Raw genomic sequence first — 16,189 nt, 5'->3', positions numbered from 1 at the left:
CTTCCGACCCAAGCTACTTCCCGACCCAAGCTGCCTCCTGGCCTGGGTCGGCTTCCGAGCCAGCTGCCGGCCTGAGCCAGCTTCCGCCGGGCCGGGCTGAAAATGCGAACGCGCCCCTCGGGGCGCGCCGCCGTTCCGTGCCTGTCGCGCGGTGCCTCAGTAGCGGCTGATGCGGCGGGCGAACTCGACCTCGGTATGGCCGCTCATCGCCTCGGCATTGCCCTGGGCGGCCAGCGCCTTGAAGATGCGGTCGGCCGACTGGAAGTCGCGCAGGTGGAAATAGCACCAGGCGCGCATCAGCATCAGGTCCTGCTGCTCCGGGCCGATCCGGGCCCGCTCGTCGAGCGAGATGATCGCCTCGACATAGCGCTGGTCCTTGTAGAACTCATAGGCGCGCTGGGCGAGCAGGTCGGCGGTGAGCTGCATCGAGCGGCGCGGCGACTGCGGCGCCTCGATGGCGGCGACCTGGGCCTGGTTGGTCATGCCCTTGCGCAGATAGGCGAGCGACTTGCCGTAGGCGGCTTCCTCGGCGACCTTGCCGCTGCCGGTCTTGATCGCCTCGTCGAAGGCGGTGACCGCCTCGATGGGACGGTTGAGCTCCATCAGGCGCCAGCCGCGCGACAGCGCCGCCGCCCCGCCGCCGCCGCCCGTAGCCGGAGCCGTCGCACGCGGGGTGCCGGAGCTGGCGGCGACGCGCTGGCGGCTCGTCGTGCTGCGGCGCGGCGCCGGCGGCGTGGAGGCTTCCTGATAGTTCACCGTCTGCGGCGCATAGGAGCGCTGGGCCGGAACCGGCTGGGACGCGACGGGCTGCCCCGCAGTCGCCTGCGCCGGGATCGGCGCGAATTGCGGCTGCACCGGCTGTACCGGGGCGTAGGACGAGGTTTGGGACGAGGCCTGCGCCGGGATCGGCGCGAAATTCGGCGCCGCCTGCGTCGCCGACGGGGTGAAGCTGTGCGTGGCGGGTGCCTGGGTCGGGATCGGGGCGAACTGGCCGGCATTCGGCACCGGCTGGTAGGCCACCTGCGGCTGGCCCGTCGCGTAGGGGCGGATGGCGGCCTGGGGCGCGACCGGCGCCGCGGCGTTCAGCGGCGGCGGGGTGACGCGCAGCGCGGCGGCAACCAGCGGGCTGGTGTTGCGGTTGATCTGGCCCTGGTAATTGCGCGCCTCGATCTGGGCGCGCACCGCCGGATCGACCAGCGCGACGATGCGCTCGGAGCGGGTGCGCCAGGCCTGCACCAGGGCGTTCAGCCGGGCGACGTCGTTCAGCCGCCAATAGGTGAGGGCGAGGCCGTAGGAGGACGCCTCGTCGTTCGGATCCCATGAGAGCGCGGTCTGGAACCAGGACTGCGCCACCACCAGCTGCCCGGTATTGAAGGCGTACCAGCCGAGCGCCTGCGCGCCGGAGACGTATTTGTCGCGCATCACCACCGGGCTGAAGCGCGACAGCATCGCCTCGTCCAGCACCGGCGCCGGATCGGCGGTGAGCAGGCTGATGACGACGTCGAGATAGGCCTTGTTGTTCTCCGGCGCCGAGTCGCGCCATTCGAAGGCGATCGGCTCGGCCTCCAGCGCGCGGCCGAGGAAGTTCAGCGACAGCACATAGCCTTCCGCCGCCTTGTTGCCGCCCTTGCGGTCGAGCGCCAGCTTGAACCATTCGAGCGCCTTGGCCGCCTCGTCGTGGCGGAACAGGTACCAGCCCAGCAGCAGCGGGTCGCCCGGCTCGGTGCCCTCGCGCGAGAGCTGCTCCATGCGCCTTATGTCGTCGGTCGAGACCACATATTCCGGGTTGGCGGCGGCCTTGCCGACGCGGCGGCGGATCAGCTCGTCGCGCAGCGCGACGAATTCCGGCTTGCCCTGCGCGTCCTTGCGCTCCAGCGCCAGCAGCTGCTTCATCTGCTCGTCGTCGAGGAAGGGCAGCGCCTTCTGCACGGTGGCGAGGCGCTCGGACGTGTCGCTGCAATTGGTCAGCACATAGGTATAGGCGTCGAGCGCGCGCTGGATCTGCCCGGTCCTGGCGAAGCCCTCGGCGACGCGCCACAGGATGTCGACATTGTTGCAGGTGAGCAGGCCCGGCGTCTCGGTCGCCATGCGCAGCACCTGGCCCCATTGCTGGGCGTCGGAGGCGTTGATGAGCCGGCGGCGGTTCTCGGATTCGTCGAGCCTCGCGACGAGGTCGGCCGGCGGCTCCCAGGACGGGTCGGAGGCCTGGCGGGCGGCGATGGCGGTGCGCAGGTCGGAGAACTTGCTGTCGGTGTAGAGCTTCCACATCCGCTCGAGCTCGGGGTCCGACTGCGGGCCGAACAGGTCGGCCGGCGGCGACCATTCCGGGTAGAGCGCGCGCAGGCGGGCGATCTCGGCTTCGAGCCGGCGGGTGTCGCCCTGGGAGGCGAAGTAGCGCAGCGCGGTCTCGTCGACCTTGGGGCGGATGGCGGCTGCGTTGGTATTGGCGGGCCTGCCGTTCGCGCCGTCATTGCCGATCGGGAGCTCGATCTGCTGACCGATGGCGGGAACGACGGCCCCCCCAAGCACGATCAGCAAAACGGCTCTCTTCAAAGACATCGCGGATATTTCTCCACCAGCAAGGCCCAACTCAACAAGAACAAGGTCGACGGGTAATAGAGCGTCGGCTCAAACCGTCTCAGGTCCTGAGGAATCGCGGTACCGTTCAGCGCGCAGGCGAGAACGGCAGCCAGCATGCGGTAGCCCGGCTCGGTGAGCAGCGTGACGACGCGGCCCGAGGGAATGTCGACAACGGCGGGAGACCCGCCATTCTCGACCAGCCAGTTGCGCCGGAAAGCTTCCAATATCTCGGAGTCCCCGATTCCTGCCCTCAACAGGTAAAGAGATATCCTTAATGAATTGTAACCGAACACGGGCGGGAAGCCCTCGGCGAGCGTCACCGGGCCGCCCGCCGGCGCCGAAATCCAGTCCGGCGGCAGGCGCGCCGGACCCAGCCGCGCAATGTTCAGCAGATCGAGGCCGCTGGCGCTGAGCTTCGACCAGTCGGTCGCCGGCGCCAGCTGCGCGAGGATCGGAAACGCCTCGAAGATCCAGTAGGACAGGTTGAGGACCGGGCCGTCCTTGCGGTCGGCCGTCGAAAAACCGGTGGCGCCGGGCAGCAGCACCAGCCGGTCGCCCGATTTCACCACCAGCTTGGCGCCGAGCGCCTGCGCGATCCGGCGCGCGCTGTCGAGATAGGCCTGGTTGCCCCAGCTGCGGCCCGCCCTGGCCAGCGCATAGGCGATCAGCAGGTCGCCGTCGCTCGCCGCATTGATGTCGGTGACGTGCGGGTTCGAATTGGGATCCCAGCGCCATGCAGCCAGCCCGTCGTCGCGAATCAGCAATTCCGTACGCGTGAAGCCCCATATGCGCTCGAAATTACCGCGGTCGCCAGCCAAAAACGCCAGCAGCATACCGTAGCCCTGGCCCTCGCTATGGCTGATGTCGCCATTGGCGGTGTCGATCACCCGTCCGCTGTCGTCGACGAAGCGGGCCATGTAGGCGTTCCATGCCTCGATCGGCACCGGATTGGCCATGGTCTGGGCTTTCAGCGGCGGGGCGCCGGCGATCCCGCAGGCGAGAGCGGCGGCGAGGACGAGGACCGGCGCGAGGGCTGGGACGAGGGCGGGCAGGCCGGCGAGACGCAGCCACTTCATGAGGGACGCCCGAGCCGACGGAGCATGAAGGAGGTGGCGATGCCGAGCACCGTCGAGGCCAGCATGAGCATCAGCGCGTAGGGCACGATATTGGTCGACAGCCAGTTGGCGCTGATCATGCGCATATTGGCGAAGCTGAGCGGCGTGGTGACGATGAAGCGGTGGGCGAGCACGTCGCGCCGCTCGATCTCGCCGGAGGAGGCCTGGAAGGCGACCGCCTGACCGCCGATGCGGTTCCAGGCAGTGTCGGCGGTCAGCCGCACCAGCGAGCCGGCCAGCGTCTCGGAGGTGCGCCCGGTGACCAGCGTCCACACCGCGGCGCCATTGGTCGAGTTGCCCTGCGCCATCAGCACCGAGGTGCGCGGCGGCGGCTCGTAGAGGATGCGCCGTCCCTCGTTGATGCGCAGCGATTCGAAGCTGATCGAGAAGGTGCGCTTCATCCAGCCCTCGAAACTGTCGGCGATGGCGTTGAGGGCGCCGGTGGTCTGCACGGTGTTGCGCCAACGCTCGTAGACCTCGGGCGTGTTGGCGTCGGCGGGGTGGTCGCTCGGCGCCACGGCGGCCTGGCCCTCGCCGTTCTGGCGGGAGCGGAAGCGCTCCAGCACGTTGTCGTAGCTGCCGGCGGTGCTGGAGGTGGCGGCGGCCTCGTCACCCACCGTCACCACCCAGTTGGAGCGGGTGGATTCGGAGATGCCGACCTGGTCGAGCACGCTGCCGGAAATGTGGTCGATATCGCCGACGAAGATGGTGTTGCGCTCGCCCAGCGTCGCCGAGGCCGGCGAGGCGTCGAGGAGCAGCGGCGAGCCGTGCGAGAGCGCGAGGCGGGCGAGCAGCGTGCTCGCCGCCCCCAGCGTCGCGGCGTCCTGGCGCGCCAGCACCACCGCCATCGGGCTGCCGTCGAGGCCGTAGGGGAACGCATCGGCGGTGAAGGCGGCGAGGTTCGGCACCGTGCCGATCCGCGCGAAATTGTCCATGATGAATTCGGTGGAATCGAACAGCACGAAGCGGTTGTCGGCCGGCAGCGTGGCGCCGGGCAGGCAGCGCGCGTCCGACTCGGTGTCGAGCACCACTTCCAGCCACAGCCGGTTGATGCCCGGACGGAAATTGCGCAGCGGGATCTGCATCGGCTGGTGCTGCATCAGCCCGCCGCCGCGGATGGTGATCGGCAGGTTGGAGGCGATCTCCTGGTTCACATAGACGTCGACATGGCTGCCGGGCCGCACGGCGGCGGTGAAGGCGATGTCGAGCAGCAGGCGGGCACTGCCGTAGAACTCGGCGAAGAAGTCCGCCGGCAGCGCGATCTGGAACTCGGCACGGAAGCGGCGGCCGGAGAATTCCTGGGTGGTGACGCCGAGATCGGCGAGCCGCACCGAGCGCGCGCCGGTGAACAGCGGCGCATTGGGGGCGAAGCGGGAGGCGGTGCTGACGCTCTCGCGCTGGTCGAGCACGATGTCGTTGACCCGGTCGATGGCGCGGTCGACATCGGGCGGCGTCGGCCCGGAGAGCACCAGCGTCGGGGCGCCGAGCCGGTCGTCGTTGACGAAGGTGGTGAGGGGGCGCTGTCGCGCCTCGGCGATCGGGTTGGCCATCAGCCGCGGCAATTCGGAGGCCGAGCCGATCACCACGGTCAGCGTGCCGGCGGGGGCGGGGCCGGCCGAGCCGTCGACGATCGACACCGCCGGATTGGGGAACTGGCCGCGCACGGCGAGGCCCTGCACGGCGCGCAGCACGCGGGCGCTGCCGCCGCCTTCGATCGGGCCGGGGGTGACGACGCGGATATTGGTCACGCCCTTGCTGTCGAAGCCGACGGAAGCCAGATCGTCGAGGCCGCCGGCGAGGATCGGGCTGCCGCCGGCAAAGGCGATGCCGGTGCCCTCGTTGTTGATCTCGGTCCACAATTCGTAGGTGGCGGTCACCGCGCAATCGGTGCGGTGGCGCTGCACGACGTCGAAGCGCACGAGGTTGGCACCGGCGCGCAGCGTGCCGCGCGGGATCGGCACCGCGAAGTTCGACGGCTCCTGCGAGGAGGCGATGGGGGATTCGATGATCGCCTGGCCGTTGATCGTCACGCGGATGCGCGAGGTCTCCGGCATCACCACCACCGAATTGAGGTAGCTGAGCACGAAGGTGGCCGAGCGCGCGGCCTCCTCCTGCGAGGTGTAGATGACCCAGGCGCGCGAGGCGACCTCGCCGGCGAAGATCATCCGGCCCTGCGGGATGACGTAGCGGTCCGGGCGCGGCGGCGCGGCGGGAGGACGCGCGGTCGGGATGCTGGCCACCGGCGCCGCGGGCTGGCCGGGCACCATCTCGAAGGGCGCGGCACTGGCGGCCGGCGCGGCCTGGCCGGCGGCGGCCGGCCTGGCATTCGCGGTCCCGGCCGGCGGGGCGACCGGCGGCTCGACATAATTGGTGGTGGCGCGGGGAATCTGCGGCGCGGCGGGCGTCGGGGCAGAGGATGTCGGGGCAGAGGATGTCGGCGCGGCGGGTGCCTGGGCTTGAGTTTGGGCTTGAGTTTGGGCCTGGGCCTGGACCGTGGGCGCCGGGATCGGCGGCAGGGCGGGCAGCAGCGGCCGGGCGGGCGTGTTGGCCGCCGTCGGCGCCGATCCGGCCGTCGGCGTCGAGCCGGCGGAGCGCGCACCGCCGCCGAGCGGCGGCGTCATCTGGAACAGGCTGGTACCCTGTCCGGCCGAGCCGGTGGCCTGCTGGGCCAGTGCCGGGCCGGCGGGCAGCGACCCGGCGAGCAGGGCGACGAGCGCCACCCGCGCGAAGGCGGTGGGCGCGAACCGGGCGGGCGCGAACCGGGCGGGTGTGGAGGCGGCGGACGGGCGCATCGTCACGATCCCCGTTTGGCGGGCGCGAGCGCCGGGCGGCGTCGCCGTTCGCGCCGGAGCTTCTGCAGGTGGACGAGGTAGGAAAGGCCGCGGCCGGTATGGTAGATCGACGTGCGCACGAAGCGCAGCGTCCCGAGCAGCACGCCGGGATTCTTGCGGCGCGATTCCTGGAATTTCCGCCATTCGTCGGCATTGGCGAAGATCAGGTCGGCGACGAGGCGATAGTGAGCCGGCGTCTGCGGCTGGAACTGGCAGCCGAACACCGTGCCGTTGCGGGTGTGCTCGACATTGCGGATGGCGAGCGGCAGCACGTTGTCGGTGAGCTCGGCAAAGGGCGTGAAGCGCAGCTCGGCATATTGGCCGCGCTCGAATTCCGGCAGGCCGGCCGAGTTGTTCGGGCGGATTCGGGCACCGCCGGTCGAGCCGTCCTCGACGCTCGCGGGATAGACGATGCCGTTGATGATGATCTCGCAGCGGCGCATCAGGCGGACGCGGTGGTTGCGCCGGCGGTTGCGCCGTTCCGACACCACGCCGAGCGCGCAGCCGGCCAGCAGGATGTTGAGCAGGTTCCAGCCGCCCACCACCACGATGACGTCGGCGCTGAACGGCTCGGTGAGCGCGCGGTAGATCGACACGAAGAAGGCGGCGACCAGCACGCCGAAGATGATGAAGAACGGCCGGCCGATTTCCGAGACATGGCCTTCATGGACGTTCTCGCCCTTGCTGGTCACGTTGAAGGTCGGCTTCCTCGGGTTGGCGATCACCGAGAGGATCGCCGGCAGCAGGTAGATCGCCTGGATGTATTCGTAGAGTTCCGAGATCCACGGCCAGCGGTAGCGGCCGTAGAGGTAGTTCTGCATCAGGAGGTTCACCAGCATGTAGGTGGTGGTGTAGGCGAGGAACTCGGCACCGGAGGCGTTGAATATCTCCAGCGAGAAGAACAGGTAGAACAGCGGCGAGATCAGGAACATCAGCCGTGGGTAGGGAAACAGCCAGAACAGGTTGCTCGACATGTAGCAGAGCCGCTGCGGCAGGCTCAGGCCGCGCTTGAGCGGCGGCACATGGAACAGCAGGATCTGCACCATGCCCTGCGCCCAGCGCGAGCGCTGGCCGATGAAGCTGGCGAAGCTCTCCGGCTGCAGGCCGGCGATCAGCGGCTTCTCGACATAGACGCTGCGCCAGCCGCGCGCGTGCAGGCCGAGCGCGGTCTCGCAGTCCTCGGTGATGGTGACGCCGGAAAAGCCGTTGGTCTCCTTCAGCGCCTTCCGGCGCAGCACCGCCGCCGAGCCGCAGAAGAACGAGGCGTCCCATTTGTCGAGGCCGCGCTGGATGATGCCGTAAAACATCTCGTTCTCGGAGGGCATGGTCTCGAACGTGTCGAGGTTGCGCTCCAGCGGGTCGGGATTGATGAAGAAATGCGGCGTCTGGACCAGGAACAGGTTCTCGTCCTGGGCGAAGAAGCCGATCGTCTCCTGCAGGAAGTTGCGGGCCGGGGCGTGGTCGGCGTCGAACACCACCACCAGCTCGCCGGTGGAATGCTCGAGGCCGTTATTCATGTTGCCGGCCTTGGCGTGCTCGTTGCGCGCCCGGGTGAGGTAGCTGGCGCCGAGCCCCTCGCACAGCTTCTGCAGGTCGCGCCGGCGGTTCTGCGCCTCGAGCGCCTTGGCCGCGTCGTCCTGGTTGCATTTCTGGTCGGAGCCGCCGTCGTCGAGCAGCCACACCGTCATCTTGCCGGCCGGGTATTCCATGCCCTTCGCCGCCGCCACGGTGGTGGCGAGCAGCTCGATGTCCTCGTTATAGGTCGGGATGAACACGTCGATGGTCGGCGCGTCGTCGGGGATCGGCGGGGTCGGGCGGTGCGGCAGCGGCGAGGAGACGACGAACAGGCTGAGGAACAGCATGAACACGCTGTACATCTCGGCGATGTAGAGCATGAAGCCGGGAATGAAATCCTCGATCTGGGTGATCGGCGGAATGGTGCTGGTGGTGCGCCAATAGACGTAGCGCAGCACGATGGTGGTGCCGAGCGCCAGCGCGATCAGCCGGAAAACGCCGGTCGGCGGGCCGAAGGTCTTCAGCAGTATCATGGCGAGGACGACAATCGAGCCGGCAATCAGATGCGCCTGGAGGCTGATGGGCAAGGTGATGAGAAATACCACCACCAGTGATGCAATCGCCCACAAGGCGGCAATCCATGCCTTACGCATCGTTTCTCTTGCCTCGTTCCGACCTCGCGCCGCACAGCGACGGATGCTCGTGTCTTAATGCCCAGGTGTTGAAAAAATCTATCTAATTTCGAAAGCACCGCTCATTTGGTCGATTCCACCGGATGCCCTCACAGGATAAAGTCTGATCCATCAGTGATTCGGCGGCCTCCAGCGTGGTTTTCTTCGGATGTGCGCCCAGGCAATGTTCGCGTGGACGACGTCTCGAACGCATGAAGGGCCCATGAGCGGACGGACGAGCAAGCGACCTTTTATTCGGGGGATGTCTCTGTCCGTCGTGCTCCTTCTGGGAGCTTGCGCCCCGTATCCGTCCTATTTCGACCGCGGCGTGCGCGTGGCCGGCGCGACGACCGAGGTCGACACCGCCGACGCTCTGGTGCTGCCCGAGCCGGGCGCGGCGCCGCGCATCCTCGCCGTCCTGCAGAGTTCGTATTCGAACGCCATTATGCAGGAAATCATCCTGGAGACGAACTCCTCGGCGCGCGGCCAGAACGCCTTCCACGCCACCTTCTTCGGCCCGGTCGAGCATAACCGCGCCGGCGGCTACGAGCGCACCGACGAGTTCCTCAACGAGGAAGCGCTGGAGAAGGAGATGGAGGAGCAGCTCCCCGGCGTCTCCATGCACACCTCCAACTATTTCGTGCAGAACCGCTACGGGCCGTTCAACTACGCGATGGGCCGCGGCGGCGCCGGCGAATTGTGCATGTATGCCTGGCAGCGCATCCAGTCGCAGGTGCCGGTCTATCTCATCATGCGCGACCGCGGCGTGCTCTCGGTGCGGCTGCGGCTGTGCCAGAGGGGCGCCAGCGAGCAGGACCTGCTGCGCGTCATGTACCGCTATTCGATCAACGGCTATTTCCTGCCGCGCGTCTGGCAGCCCTATGGGCGGCCGATGGGCGAGCCGGAGGGCATCGGCCGCATCGGCGGCCCGCTCGCCTATCCCTCCGGGCTGCAGGGCGACGGCACGGTGCTGGACGGCTGGATGGGCCCCGAGCCGGCGGCCGCGCCGCGCGCCTCGCGTCCGGCGCCCTCGCGCCGCTACGGCGCGCCGGTGGAGGCGCCCGAGCCGGTGGTGCCCGAGGCCGGCTATGGCGAGCCGACCGACGGCTATACGCCGGTGGACGGCTATCCGGTGGTGCCGGGGCCGACGCCGTCGGCCCAGCTCGCGCCGAGCGCGACGCCGAACGTGGTGCGCGGCCAGCCCGCCGCCGGCGCGGTGGTCGACCCGGCGCCGGCGCGCCCGGTGCAGAGCGAGACGCAGAACACCCCGTTCAGCACCCCGCCGCGCCTGCCGGGCGTGCCCTCGGGCACCAGCAACTACGCGCCCGCCTCCGGCACGGTCGGCGCCCCCGTCCGCCTGGTGCCCGGCGCTTCCAGCTACCCGGTGCCGGCCGCGGGACAGTGAGGCCGATTCCGGCGCAGGGCCCGCCCGCCCTTCCGCCGGCGCCCCGCATGGCGTAAATCCGCCCGCAAACTCTCCCAGCGCGCGGTTTTTCATGATTCGTCTCGACAATATCGGCAAGCAGAACGGCCGGCAGATCGTCTTCATCGAGGCCTCGGCGACGCTGCTGCGCGGCGAGAAGATCGGCCTCGTCGGCCCGAACGGCGCGGGCAAGACCACGCTGTTCCGACTCATCAACGGCGAGGAGGCTCCCGACGAGGGCCAGGTCTCGGTCGATCGCGGCATCACCATCGGCTATTTCAGCCAGGATGTCGGCGAGGTCGCGGGCCGCTCGGTGCTCGCCGAGGTGATGGACGGCGCCGGCCCGGTGAGCGAGGTCGCCGCCGAGCTGCGCGAACTCGAGGTCGCCATGGGCGATCCCGACCGCATGGACGAGATGGACGCCATCATCGAGCGCTATGGCGAGGTGCAGGCGCGTTTCCAGGATCTCGACGGCTATTCGCTGGAGGGCCGCGCCAGCGAGGTGCTGGCCGGCCTCGGCTTCTCGGCCGAGATGATCGCCGGCGACGTCGGCGCGCTGTCGGGCGGCTGGAAGATGCGGGTGGCGCTCGGCCGCATCCTGCTCATGCGCCCGGACGTGATGCTGCTCGACGAGCCCTCGAACCATCTCGACATCGAGAGCCTGATCTGGCTGGAGACCTTCCTGCGCGGCTATGACGGCGCGCTGATGATGACCTCGCACGACCGGGCCTTCATGAACCGGATCGTCAACAAGATCGTCGAGATCGACGCCGGCGCGCTGACCTCCTATTCCGGCGACTACGAGTTCTACGCCCAGCAGCGGGCGCTGGCCGACAAGCAGCAGCAGGCGCAGTTCGAGCGCCAGCAGGCGATGCTCGCCAAGGAGATCGCCTTCATCGAGCGCTTCAAGGCGCGCGCCTCGCATGCCGCGCAGGTGCAGAGCCGGGTAAAGAAGCTCGACAAGATCGAGCGCGTCGAGCCGCCGCGCCGCCGCCAGTCGGTCGCCTTCGAGTTCCAGCCGGCGCCGCGCTCGGGCGAGGACGTCGCCAGCCTCAAGGGCGTCGACAAGAGCTACGGCACAAGGCGCATCTATGAGGGGCTGGACTTCCACATCCGCCGGCGCGAGCGCTGGTGCGTGATGGGCGTCAACGGCGCCGGCAAGTCGACGCTGCTCAAGCTGATCACCGGCACCACCGAGCCCGATGCCGGCACGGTGAATGTCGGCGGCAGCGTGAAGCTCGGCTATTTCGCCCAGCACGCGATGGAACTGCTCGACGGCGAGCGCACGGTGTTCGAGGCGCTGGAGGCCCGTTTCCCGCAGGCGGCGCAGGGGTCGCTGCGGGCGCTGGCCGGCTGCTTCGGCTTTTCCGGCGACGACGTCGACAAGAAGTGCCGGGTGCTTTCCGGCGGCGAGAAGGCGCGGCTGGTGATGGCGCAGATGCTGTTCGACCCGCCGAACTTCCTGGTGCTGGACGAGCCGACCAACCATCTCGACATCGGCACCAAGGAGATGCTGATCGCGGCGCTGGCCTCCTATGAGGGGACGATGCTGTTCGTCTCGCACGACCGGCATTTCCTCGCCGCGCTGTCGAACCGGGTGCTGGAGCTGACCGAGGACGGCGTGCACCAGTATGGCGGCGGCTACACCGAATATGTCGCCCGCACCGGGCAGGAGGCGCCGGGGCTCAGGGGGTGAGGGATCCCGGCCGGCACCGTGCCGGCGCGGGGGGACCCTAGGCCGTCGGCGCCGGCGCGCGGGCGCGGCCATATTGCCGGGGCGCGCAGCCCATCACCCGCTTGAATGCGGTGCTGAAGGCGCTTTCGGATTCGTAGCCGAGCGACAGGGCGATGGCGGAAACCGGGTCGGCGGAATGCGTCAGCCGGTCGCCGGCCATCAGCATGCGCCAGCGCGTCAGATAGTCCATCGGCGCGGTTCCGACCGATGCCTTGAACTTCAGCGCGAAGGTCGAGCGCGACATGCCGGCGCGTGCCGCCAGCTCCTGCAAGGTCCAGCGATGCGCCGGATCGGCGTGCATGGCGCCGATCGCCGCGCCCATCTGCCGGTCGGCCAGCGCGAACAGCCAGCCGACGCCGCCGCTCGCCGCTTCCGCCAGATGCCGCCGCAGCGCCTGGACCAGGATCATGTGGGCGAGGTGCTGCACGATCAGGAAGCTGCCCGGCTGGCGGTCGTGCAGCTCCAGCATCGTCCGCTCGACCGACCAGCGCAGCGCCGCCTGCTCCGGCTCGCGGCGGATGTGGACGATGGGCGGCAGCATGCGCAGCAGGATGTCGGCATGCGGCCCGGCCAGGGCGAAGCGGCTGCTGACCAGGAAGAAATCCCCGCCGCCGCCATGGGTGACGATGCCGCCCTCGCGCGCCTGCGAGAAGATCGCCGCCGCTTCGGCCGGCTCCAGGTCGAGGTCGCTGGCCAGGCGGAAGGGGCGCCCGCCCGGCAGCAGGAAGCAGTCTCCCGGATCCAGGCGAACCGCCGGCGCGACGCCCTCGACGGCCAGCCAGCACCGGCCGGAAACCACGGCGCCGCATTTGATGCTTTCCCGCTGTCCGGGGAATCGGATCGACCAGTCGCCGGCGGCATCGAACCCGGCCGACATGGTGTTGCGCGGCTTCAGCAGCGAGAGCACGTCCGACAAGGGGTCCATGGGCATCCCGGACGATCGCGAATGAAATGCGGATTTTACAGCATGGATCGTATCATTTCGGCGGCTTATCACCAAGACACGCGGCGGCGCATGCGGCCGCGGCCCGTAGGGAACGTCATGGAGAAGTCGTGATGCGTGTCTTCGTCACCGGGGCGACCGGATTTGTCGGCTCCGCCGTCGTGCAGGAATTGATCGGCGCCGGCCATCGCGTGCTCGGTCTCGTCCGCTCGGATGCGGCCGCCGCCTCCCTCCTCGCCGCCGGCGCCGAGCCGCATCGCGGCGATCTCGAAGACCCCGACAGCCTGCGGCGCGGCGCGGCGATGGCGGACGGGGTGGTGCATGCCGGCTTCATCCACGATTTCTCGACGTTCAGGGAGAATTGCGAGATCGACCGGCGCGCCATCGAGGCGCTCGGCGCGGCGCTCGCCGGCTCCGACCGCCCGCTGGTCGTCACCTCCGGGATCGGCATCCTGCCCCAGGGCCGGGTGGCGGGCGAGGACGCCATGCCGGCCACCGGCAGCGCCGCGCATCCGCGCGCGGCCTCGGAAGAGGCAGCGGACGGCGTGGCGGCGCGCGGCGGGCGCATCTGCATCGTTCGCCTGCCGCCATCGGTGCATGGCGACGGCGATCACGGCTTCGTGCCGCTGCTCATCGGCATCGCCCGCGAGAAGGGCATCTCCGCCTATACCGGCGACGGGTCGAACCGCTGGCCCGCCGTGCACCGGCTCGACGCGGCGCGGCTGTTCCGGCTGGCGCTGGAGAACGGCGTCGCCGGCGCCCGCTATCACGGCGTCGCCGAGCAGGGCGTGCCGTTCCGCGACATTGCCGGGGTGATCGGACGCCGGCTCGAGATGCCGGTGGTCTCCATGCTCCCCGAGCAGGCGGCGGCGCATTTCGGCTGGTTCGCCCGTTTCGCCGCGCTCGATTGCCCGTCGTCGAGCGCGCGGACGCGGGAGGTGCTGGGCTGGCGGCCCGAACGGACCGGGCTGCTCGCCGACATCGACCGGCCAGTCTATTTCGACGCCTGAGCGGGGGCGCCTCCTGACGTCCGGCAGCCGCCGCCGGGCATAGGCGTCACCGGGCCTGGGCGTCGCAAACAAAAGGCCCGCCCCTTCGCGGGAGCGGGCCTTGCATTCTTCAAGACCTTCGGCGCCGGGGTCCGGCGCCCCCGCCTCTAACGCGACGCCGGCCGCCCCGACGACGCCTTGCGGGCGCCCGGCTTCAGCTCGGCGCTCTTGCGCGTTGCCTCCGGCTTAGCCTCGCCGCCGGCGACGATGCCCTTGGCGCGCGGGCGCGGGGCCGGCTGCGGGTTGCCCGGCTTGCGGTCCACCATGCCCTTGTCGATGGTCACGAGGCGCAGCACGTTGGTGGTGCCGGGCTGGGCGAAGGGCACGCCGGCGGTGATCGCCAGCCGGTCGCCCTCGCCGGCGAAGCCGTAGTCGATCGCGGTCTGCGTCGCCTTGGTCGCCATCTCGCCGAAGGTGTGGATCTCCTCCGGCGCGTAGACCACGTGCACGCCATAGGACAGCACCAGTTGGCGGGCGGTGGCGAGCTTCGAGGCGATGCCGAGCACCGGGATGCGCGGGCGCTCGCGCGCCGCGTGCAGCGTGGTGGTGCCGGACAGGGTGTAGGTGACGATGGCGGCGGCATCGACCGCATTGGCGGCGCTGTAAGCGGCCTGCGTCACCGCGTCGGCGACGCTGGTGCCTTCCTCGGGGCGCTGCGAATCGATGATCTTGCGGTAGCCGGGATCGCGCTCCACGTTCTTGATGATCTGGTCCATCATCGCCACCGCCTCGACCGGATACTGGCCGGCGGCGCTTTCGGCCGAGAGCATCACCGCGTCGGCGCCGTCATAGACCGCGGTGGCGACGTCGGAGACTTCCGCCCGCGTCGGCACCGGCGAGGTGAGCATCGATTCCAGCATCTGGGTGGCGACGATCACCGGCCGGCCGAAGCGGCGGGATTCGCGGATGATGCTCTTCTGCAGGGCCGGAATCTCGGGCAGCGACAGCTCGACGCCGAGGTCGCCGCGCGCCACCATGATGCTGTCGCTGAGCTCGGTGAGCCGGGTCAGGTGCTCGATGGCGGCCGGCTTCTCCAGCTTCAGGTTGATGCGGGCGCGGTCCTGGATCAGCTCGCGCGCCTCCAGCACGTCCTCGGGGCGCTGCACGAAGGAGAGCGCGATCCACTCGACGCCGAGGTCGAGGGCGAAGAACAGGTCGGCGCGGTCCTTCTCGGTCAGCGGCGAGACCGGCAGCAGCACGTCGGGAACGTTGAAGCCCTTGTTGTTGGACAGCTTGTTGCCGGCCACCACCTCGGCCTCGATGAAGCCGGCGCCCTTGTGCACCACGCGCACGCGCACCTTGCCGTCGTCGAGCAGCACGGTGGAGCCGACATGCAGCGCCTCGAGGATCTCCGGGTGCGGGATCGGCACGCGGGTCGCATCGCCCGGCGTCGGGTCGGTGTCGAAGCGGATCGAGGTGCCGGCGGTCAGCGTGATCGCATTGTCGACGAAGCGGCCGACGCGCAGCTTCGGGCCCTGCAGGTCGGCGAGCACGCCGATCGGCCGGCCGACCTCGCGTTCGAGCGCACGCACGATGCCGAGCACGCGCCCGTGGTCGGCCTGGGTCCCATGGCTGAAATTCAGCCGGAACACGTCCACGCCGGCGGTATAGAGGGCCTTGATCATCTCGGGGCTCGACGATGCCGGGCCGAGGGTCGCCACGATCTTCGTCGCGCGTTCCCGCCTGCTGTACATGAATTCCTCCGTCTATACACTTGTTCCGACGCAATGGCCGGTTGCTATTCATATGGACCAAAAGGCCGTTGCTGTCTCGTCTTGCTTATATTGCAACGCAACGTGTCTTTTGCGCGACGCGGCAAGGCGAGCACTGGCATGTTGACCTTTGGTCAGGCATCTTCCCTTTCGGCCAAGCGCGGAATTTCCTTGCTGGCATTCGGAATTCTGTATACCAATACAGGGGTTGCCCTTCGCTCCGCAATTCGCGCGGACGGGTCGGCGCCGGCCTCCCCGGCGAGGCGCCGACAGCGTCGGAATGCGGTGTGGCGCCGGGCGGCGGCGCGCCGCAGGGCGATGGTGACGGAGCCGTCCTGCGGGACGGCGAGACATGTCGAAGCCTCCGGGCCGCGCGGTCGACGCCAACGATCGCGATCGCGTACCGGGCAGGTCCTTTGCCGACTAACGCGGCCATGCCGGGGTCTCCCGCGCGGGCCGGACATAATGATGAACAAACGACCTTTCCAAGGGAGGAAGGCTCATGCGGATTGGAATTTTTGCCGAGCCCGTCTCGGAGCCCCGGGTTTCGGCGTCTGCCGACACGGTGAAGCGTTACGTGTCGCTTGGGGCGGCGGTTTTTGTTGCGTCGGGGGC

Annotated in this window: 9 protein-coding genes; 3 read left to right on the top strand and 6 right to left on the bottom strand. The window is 69.3% G+C overall.

The window, feature by feature from the left end:
• Positions 1 to 156: 156 nt before the first annotated feature.
• From AC1RU4_RS25125 to bcsA, 4 genes are read right to left on the bottom strand one after another with little or no spacing between them, the layout of a single operon-like run.
• On the bottom strand, positions 157 to 2,529 hold the full coding sequence (locus AC1RU4_RS25125; protein ID WP_492894472.1) for a tetratricopeptide repeat protein: 2,373 nt from the start codon (positions 2,527 to 2,529) through the stop codon (positions 157 to 159).
• A 20-nt stretch (positions 2,530 to 2,549) separates the two neighbouring features.
• The gene (locus AC1RU4_RS25120) at positions 2,550 to 3,656 is read right to left on the bottom strand and encodes a family 8 glycosyl hydrolase (RefSeq protein WP_492894421.1); all 1,107 of its coding nucleotides are present in this window, start codon (positions 3,654 to 3,656) and stop codon (positions 2,550 to 2,552) included.
• A complete protein-coding gene (locus tag AC1RU4_RS25115; protein ID WP_492894419.1) occupies positions 3,653 to 6,487 on the bottom strand; it encodes a cellulose biosynthesis cyclic di-GMP-binding regulatory protein BcsB in 2,835 nt (944 codons plus the stop codon). Before AC1RU4_RS25115 ends, AC1RU4_RS25120 begins: the two co-directional genes overlap by 4 nt.
• A 2-nt stretch (positions 6,488 to 6,489) precedes the next feature.
• Positions 6,490 to 8,694, bottom strand: a complete 2,205-nt coding sequence (gene bcsA / locus AC1RU4_RS25110) for a UDP-forming cellulose synthase catalytic subunit (protein ID WP_492894417.1) — start codon at positions 8,692 to 8,694, stop codon at positions 6,490 to 6,492.
• 295 nt (positions 8,695 to 8,989) lie between these two features.
• Between bcsA and bcsN the strand changes: the two genes are divergently transcribed.
• Entirely contained in the window at positions 8,990 to 10,117 is a 1,128-nt protein-coding gene (gene bcsN / locus AC1RU4_RS25105) for a cellulose biosynthesis protein BcsN (RefSeq protein WP_492894415.1), read from the top strand.
• A 91-nt stretch (positions 10,118 to 10,208) separates the two neighbouring features.
• Positions 10,209 to 11,831 (top strand): ABC-F family ATP-binding cassette domain-containing protein, encoded by a 1,623-nt coding sequence (locus AC1RU4_RS25100; RefSeq protein ID WP_492894413.1) that lies wholly within the window; start codon positions 10,209 to 10,211, stop codon positions 11,829 to 11,831.
• Between the two features lie 37 nt (positions 11,832 to 11,868).
• Here AC1RU4_RS25100 and AC1RU4_RS25095 read toward each other — a convergent pair whose 3' ends face one another.
• The gene (locus AC1RU4_RS25095; RefSeq protein WP_492894411.1) at positions 11,869 to 12,795 is read right to left on the bottom strand and encodes an AraC family transcriptional regulator; all 927 of its coding nucleotides are present in this window, start codon (positions 12,793 to 12,795) and stop codon (positions 11,869 to 11,871) included.
• Positions 12,796 to 12,926: 131 nt separating this feature from the next.
• Between AC1RU4_RS25095 and AC1RU4_RS25090 the strand changes: the two genes are divergently transcribed.
• Complete coding sequence (locus AC1RU4_RS25090; RefSeq protein WP_492894409.1) at positions 12,927 to 13,823, top strand: SDR family oxidoreductase; 897 nt, start codon at positions 12,927 to 12,929, stop codon at positions 13,821 to 13,823.
• Between the two features lie 146 nt (positions 13,824 to 13,969).
• Here AC1RU4_RS25090 and pyk read toward each other — a convergent pair whose 3' ends face one another.
• Positions 13,970 to 15,556 (bottom strand): pyruvate kinase, encoded by a 1,587-nt coding sequence (gene pyk / locus AC1RU4_RS25085; RefSeq protein WP_492894407.1) that lies wholly within the window; start codon positions 15,554 to 15,556, stop codon positions 13,970 to 13,972.
• Positions 15,557 to 16,189 lie beyond the last annotated feature (633 nt).

It is taken from the genome of Ancylobacter sp. GW821-FHT10E12 (genome assembly GCF_058809335.1).
The sequence above is the reverse complement of the archived record's forward strand: the minus strand, read 5'-3'. Positions and strand labels throughout refer to the sequence as shown.

Bases quoted from the DNA above. Each gene is read 5' to 3' on its own strand.
- AC1RU4_RS25120 (WP_492894421.1), bottom strand. From the start codon at position 3,656: ATGAAGTGGCTGCGTCTCGCCGGCCTGCCCGCCCTCGTCCCAGCCCTC.
- AC1RU4_RS25115 (WP_492894419.1), bottom strand. From the start codon at position 6,487: ATGCGCCCGTCCGCCGCCTCCACACCCGCCCGGTTCGCGCCCGCCCGG.
- bcsA (WP_492894417.1), bottom strand. From the start codon at position 8,694: ATGCGTAAGGCATGGATTGCCGCCTTGTGGGCGATTGCATCACTGGTG.
- AC1RU4_RS25100 (WP_492894413.1), top strand. From the start codon at position 10,209: ATGATTCGTCTCGACAATATCGGCAAGCAGAACGGCCGGCAGATCGTC.
- AC1RU4_RS25095 (WP_492894411.1), bottom strand. From the start codon at position 12,795: ATGGACCCCTTGTCGGACGTGCTCTCGCTGCTGAAGCCGCGCAACACC.
- AC1RU4_RS25090 (WP_492894409.1), top strand. From the start codon at position 12,927: ATGCGTGTCTTCGTCACCGGGGCGACCGGATTTGTCGGCTCCGCCGTC.
- pyk (WP_492894407.1), bottom strand. From the start codon at position 15,556: ATGTACAGCAGGCGGGAACGCGCGACGAAGATCGTGGCGACCCTCGGC.